This window comes from Mammaliicoccus sp. N-M50, assembly GCF_022386995.1.
Taxonomy (GTDB): Bacteria; Bacillota; Bacilli; order Staphylococcales; family Staphylococcaceae; genus Mammaliicoccus; species Mammaliicoccus sciuri_A.
Window position 1 is genome coordinate 224199 of the sequence record NZ_JAJNJA010000005.1, and the last position, 6000, is coordinate 230198.

The window sequence follows — 6000 nt, forward strand, 5'->3', positions numbered from 1 at the left end:
ACTTCTGGTCTATAGGGTCAGTCTGAGGGTTGTCTGATATCACACTGCTCGACCTATAAAAATAAGCATAAGACTGGGACATTATGTATGTCCCGCTCCCATGCTTCATTTCGCTATGCTTCTTTATAGCCTTTTTTAGATGTTGGGTTGATAATTGCTAATATTAATCCGAGTATTGCTACGATACAGATAACAACATATGCGATGCGTACGCCGTGGACTAATCCTTCTATTCCATATTCATGTGGATTTAAGATGGCTGTGTTCATAACTGTTACTAATATTGCTGAACCCATTGCTGCGCCGACTTGTCGCATTGTATTATTCATCGATGTTCCATGTGGTACTAATTCACGTGATAAATTGTTTAACGCAGCTGTTGTTAATGGATTGAATACCATCGCATTTGCTGCGAGTGAGATAGCAAAGAATATTGTGACATAAGCGAATGATGTGTGTGCATCAAGTTGTGTGAAAGCAAATGATGTAATTACAACGATTGAAACGCCTATGATGGATAATAACTTACCACCGTATTTATCGAATATTTTACCTGTGAATGGTGAAAGTAGACCTGTTATAATTCCACCTGGCATAAGTGCTAATCCTGACATCAATGGTGAATATCCGTGTAGATTTTGTAAGTAGAATGACAATACTGTTTGACTACCTATAAATGAAACAAAGACGATACAAACGATAATCATATTGATCGTAAAGGATTTATAGGTGAAGACACGTACGTTAAGAAACGGCTCAGTCATACTTAATTGTTTCACGATAAACATTGTTAAGATGACAATACCTGCAATGATCATTGAATACACTAATGGATGATGCCAGCCTAAATTACCCGCTTCACTAAAGCCAAATAGCAATGCCGCAAAGCCTAATGTAGACAATGTGACAGATAGTTTATTAAGTTTAGGTTTCGTAACATCTGTTACATTCTTAACGAACTTCATCGCAAATAATAAATCTACAATAGCTACAACTAATAGAATGTAGAATATTACTTTCCAACTGTATTGAGATACGACCCAACCTGATAATGTTGGACCGATTGCTGGTGCGAAACCGACGACTAATCCAAACATCCCCATTGCTTGTCCTCTTTTATCTGCTGGGTATACAAGGAATAATACTGTTTGCATTAAAGGCATCATAATACCTGCACCCATTGCTTGAACTGCACGGCCTGCGAGTATGACTGTGAATTGATCCGTTATAACACAAATTATAGAACCTACTATAAAGAATGTTAAAGCTGCAAAGTATAACGTTCTAGTTGTAAATCGCTGTGTTAAATATGCCGTAATCGGAATCATAATACCATTCACTAACATAAATATAGACGTTAGCCATTGTACTGTACTACTCGTTAAATGCATTTCTTTCATAATACTTGGTAAGGCTGTAGTCATGAGTGTCTGGTTCAAAATGGCCACAAATGACCCTACCATCAAAATCGTAATAAGCAAAGTCTTATCCCGGTGTTTCAACTCTTCCACGACGACATCTCCTCGAAATCTTTCTCTAATATCATCATGTTATACAAAGCCACACGAGAAAGTCAAAATGCATGCTTTACGTATTAAAATGTTTAAATGTTATGACAAGTAATCTGAATTAAAATGAGTAAATATCCTTTTGTATAAGTTGCACTTTTATGGTAATATCATCATGGATAAATATTTAATAAATTAATAAATAAGAAGGTTAAAATATATTATGAAAGAAAATTTTTGGAGTGAATTGCCACGTCCATTTTTTATTTTGGCACCTATGGAAGACGTTACGGATATCGTCTTTCGTCACGTAGTCAGTGAAGCAGCTAGACCAGATGTCTTTTTCACTGAGTTTACAAATACGGAAAGTTTTTGTCACCCTGAAGGAATACACAGTGTTCGCGGACGCTTAACATTCAGTGAAGATGAACAACCTATCGTCGCACATATATGGGGCGACAAGCCAGACCATTTCCGAGAAATGAGTATCGGAATGGCAGAAATGGGCTTTAAAGGGATTGATTTGAATATGGGATGTCCTGTAGCAAACGTTGCAGGTAAAGGTAAAGGTTCTGGCTTAATATTAAGACCTGAACGTGCCGCTGAAATTATTCAAGCAGCTAAAGCTGGTGGTCTACCGGTAAGTGTTAAGACACGCCTTGGATATTATGACATAGAAGAATGGAGAGATTGGTTAAAGCACGTCTTCGAACAAGACATCGCAAACTTATCTATTCATCTTCGTACGCGTAAAGAAATGAGTAAAGTAGATGCACACTGGGAATTAATTGAAGCTATTAAGAATTTGCGTGATGAAATCGCACCAAATACATTGTTAACGATAAACGGTGATATTCCAGATAGACAGACAGGTCTTGAGCTTGCTGAAAAATACGGCATCGATGGTGTTATGATCGGTAGAGGTATCTTTAATAATCCATTCGCATTTGAGAAAGAGCCTCGTGAGCATACAAGTAAAGAACTATTGGACCTACTTAGATTACATCTCACATTATTCGATAAATACGCAACTAGTGAAACACGACAATTCAAAAGCTTACGTAGATTCTTCAAAATATACGTACGTAGCATGAGAGGCGCTAGCGAATTAAGACATCAATTAATGAGTACAGAAACAACAGACGAAGTACGCGCATTACTAGATGAATTCGAAGCCCAAATGGAAGACGTCGTAGAATCTTAAAGAGAATAAAGGAATCCCCTGTTAACGTTGGAGTTAGCAGGGGATTTTTTGTGTTGGTAGTGTGGGATTGTTGGGTGAGTTAGTTACAAAACTCTGCCAAAGTGTTACTAACGGGTGCCTTAGTTACAAAACTAGCCCGAACTGTTACTAACAGGCGCCTTAGTTACAAAAGTCGGTAGAACTGTTACTAACAGCATCCTTAGTTACAAAACTCGACCGAACTGTTACTAACAGCCTCCTTAATTACAAAACTCGCCCAAACTGTTACTAACGAGCCCCTTAGTTACAAAACTCGCCCAAACTGTTACTAACGGCCTCCTTAGTTACAAAACTCGCCGAAAGTGTTACTAACGGGCGCCTTAGTTACAAAACTCGCCCAAACTGTTACTAACGGGCGCCTTAGTTACAAATCTCGACCGAAGTGTTACTAACGGGTGCCTTAATTACAAAACTCGCCTAATTTGTTACTAACCCCCTCCTTAAATCAAAAAAAGTGCCCATCATATGGACACTTTCTACGTTATTACATTGTGCTTGTATCTATAACGAAACGATATTTAACGTTTGATGATAAGACTCTTTCATATGCTTCGTCTATTTGATCTGCTGAAATTAGTTCGATTTGTGGTCGAATGTTATGTTCTGAACAGAAGTCTAACATTTCTTGTGTTTCTCTTATACCACCAATTGCTGAACCTGCAAATGATCTACGGTGACCGATTAAATTAGCAACGCGTAATGATACGGGTTCTGCTGGTGCTCCTACGTTTACAAGTGTACCGTCTAATCTTAATAATCTAAGATAATCGTCTATTGGTAAATTAGCACTTACGGTATTAATGATTAAATCAAATGAGTTCGCAAGTTCTTCAAATGTTGACTCATCACTTGTTGCATAATAATGAGAAGCGCCTAATTTCAAGCCGTCTTCTTTTTTATTTAATGTACGTGATAATACTGTTACGTCAGCGCCCATTGCATGTGCAATTTGAACGGCCATATGACCAAGTCCACCCATACCGATAACAGCTACATTTTTACCTTCGTATGCTTTCCAATGATTTAAAGGTGAATACGTTGTAATACCTGCACAAAGTAATGGCGCCGCTTCATCTAAAGGAATATTATCTGGAATACGTAGTACGAAATCTTCATGTACGACGATATGTGTTGAATAACCACCTTGAGTAGGTTCGCCATATCTGTCAGTACTTGCATAAGTACCAATCATTCCTTTTACGCAGTATTGTTCTTCTCCATTTTGACAATGTTCACATTCGCCACATGAATCAACCATACAACCAACACCAACACGGTCATCTACTTGATATTTACTTACATCAGAACCAACTTCTTTAACAATACCTGCAATCTCGTGACCTGGTACTAAAGGATAGTTCACTGGTCCCCATTCTCCATGTGCAGTGTGAATATCTGAATGGCATATTCCTGCATATTTAATTTCTATCAAAATATCATGTTTATCTAAATCTCTTCTCGTAATTTCTGTCGCAAAAAAATTAGAATCCGGACTACTTACTGCTCTCGCTTTAGCATTTAGCATCATAAATTCCTCCGTTACTTACTGGATAGAATACTATATTTGTATTCTTCTTTGCTTATATTAGACTCGTGTGGAATCATCGTCAATTCATATGACTTACGCACTTTATTGCATATTATGCATTGTTATAAATATTAAAAATTACTTTAAAACAAAAATGTTTGTTATATATATAAACTTTATTTTTCAATATTTTGTAAACAGTTACATATTTATGAAAAAACCTATTGTTTTATTAATATCCGTGAGGTATAAATATATTAGATAGATGTAATATGTAACATAATACGGGATGGAGTTGAATTTTAATGCAAAGGAACACTTATCAAAGATTTTCATTAAGGAAGTTCAAAATCGGGACGGGATCTATTTTATTGGGAACTTTATTAGTCATGGGTATTCAACATGAAGCACAAGCGAGTGAAAATAGCGCAGTAGAAACAGACAATACAAACATCAATAGTGAAACTACAAATACAGATTCAGAAAATACTGCTGTGGAACAACCAAGCGATGCTACACAACCAGAAACGACTAATGAATCGAACGAGAACACAGACGTTACAACAAATGAAGCAAGTGAGACGCCTGTAGATAATAACGATGAAGCTACTTCTTATGCTGCAAAGCAATATCCTGATCAAGACACAAATTCTATTGCAGTAAACAATGATGCTGATGCTAAAAAGGATACAGATAAAGATGGTACTTTGACGTATTTCAATGCGCAAAATGGTTATGTGCCTGAACAAACACAAACTGTTAAAAACGGCGTGAAAACAAGCGAGCATTGTACAGCTGATGAAGTGACAACTGAATATACAAATAAAGTTAATCTTAATGCTAAAAGTGTTATGGATACAAATTTAGATGACTATTCTAACAATGGTTTTCAAGAAAAAGTGAAAAATCCAAATAACCATCCAAATGCAACTGACGCTCATAATTATGGCCCGGGAAATTTAGAAGTTCACCATTGGCAAAGTGGTCCAAATGAAGCGACAACAGCACAAAATTGGAGAATTGTCTTTGCGACTGACTATGCAATTGATAATGCTGTTATGCGTGTGACGTTGCCTTATGATAATGTCACAACTTCTGATGCGTCTGATTGGTTAGTGAATAGATATTATCCTGCTGTTTCAAAGGATGGTAAGAGTTCATATACGAATATCATTACACCTGAAAACATCACATTTGATGGTAATATCGCAATCATTAACTTAGGTAACGTAGTAGCAAATAGTGCTTACGGTATTGTATTTAATAAACAATTTGATACACCACAAGACTTTAGTGGCGGACCGCTTACTACAAGTGTCAATGTTAGTGGAGAGTGGAACGAAGAAGACTTACGCAGACAATTAGAACTTAAAAAAGAAGCTATGCGTGCACAAGGTATGTCTGAAGAAGAGATTAATAAAGCAGAATTAGATTATATCAAATCAAGTTTAACACCTAAACAAGTAGAATATATCAATGAAGTATGTGAAATTCCAGACAACCCAGATAATCCTGATAACCCGGATAATCCTGATAACCCAGACAACCCAGACAACCCGGACAACCCGGACAACCCAGATAATCCGGATAACCCGGACAATCCGGACAACCCGGACAACCCAGATAACCCAGATAACCCAGAGAAACCAGACAACCCTGAAAACCCAGACCACCCGGACAACCCAGACAACCCGGACACCCCGCAGACCCCGGACACGCCG

At 37.4% G+C, this 6000-nt stretch carries 4 protein-coding genes; 2 read left to right on the top strand and 2 right to left on the bottom strand.

All coding sequences use genetic code 11. The features are described 5' to 3' along the window. Positions 1 to 113: 113 nt before the first annotated feature. Positions 114 to 1511, bottom strand: a complete 1398-nt coding sequence (locus tag LQ622_RS09845; protein WP_239775061.1) for an MDR family MFS transporter — start codon at positions 1509 to 1511, stop codon at positions 114 to 116. Positions 1512 to 1731: 220 nt separating this feature from the next. On the opposite strand from LQ622_RS09845, the gene LQ622_RS09850 reads away from it, so the two are divergent. Beyond that, complete coding sequence (locus LQ622_RS09850) at positions 1732 to 2712, top strand: tRNA dihydrouridine synthase (protein ID WP_196307560.1); 981 nt, start codon at positions 1732 to 1734, stop codon at positions 2710 to 2712. 523 nt (positions 2713 to 3235) lie between these two features. Here the strand turns inward: LQ622_RS09850 and LQ622_RS09855 are convergent. After that, positions 3236 to 4276, bottom strand: a complete 1041-nt coding sequence (locus tag LQ622_RS09855; protein WP_239775063.1) for an NAD(P)-dependent alcohol dehydrogenase — start codon at positions 4274 to 4276, stop codon at positions 3236 to 3238. Positions 4277 to 4584: 308 nt separating this feature from the next. Here LQ622_RS09855 and LQ622_RS09860 point away from each other — a divergent pair. After that, positions 4585 to 6000 (top strand): YSIRK-type signal peptide-containing protein (locus LQ622_RS09860; protein WP_239775065.1); only part of this gene is annotated, 1416 nt, incomplete at its 3' end.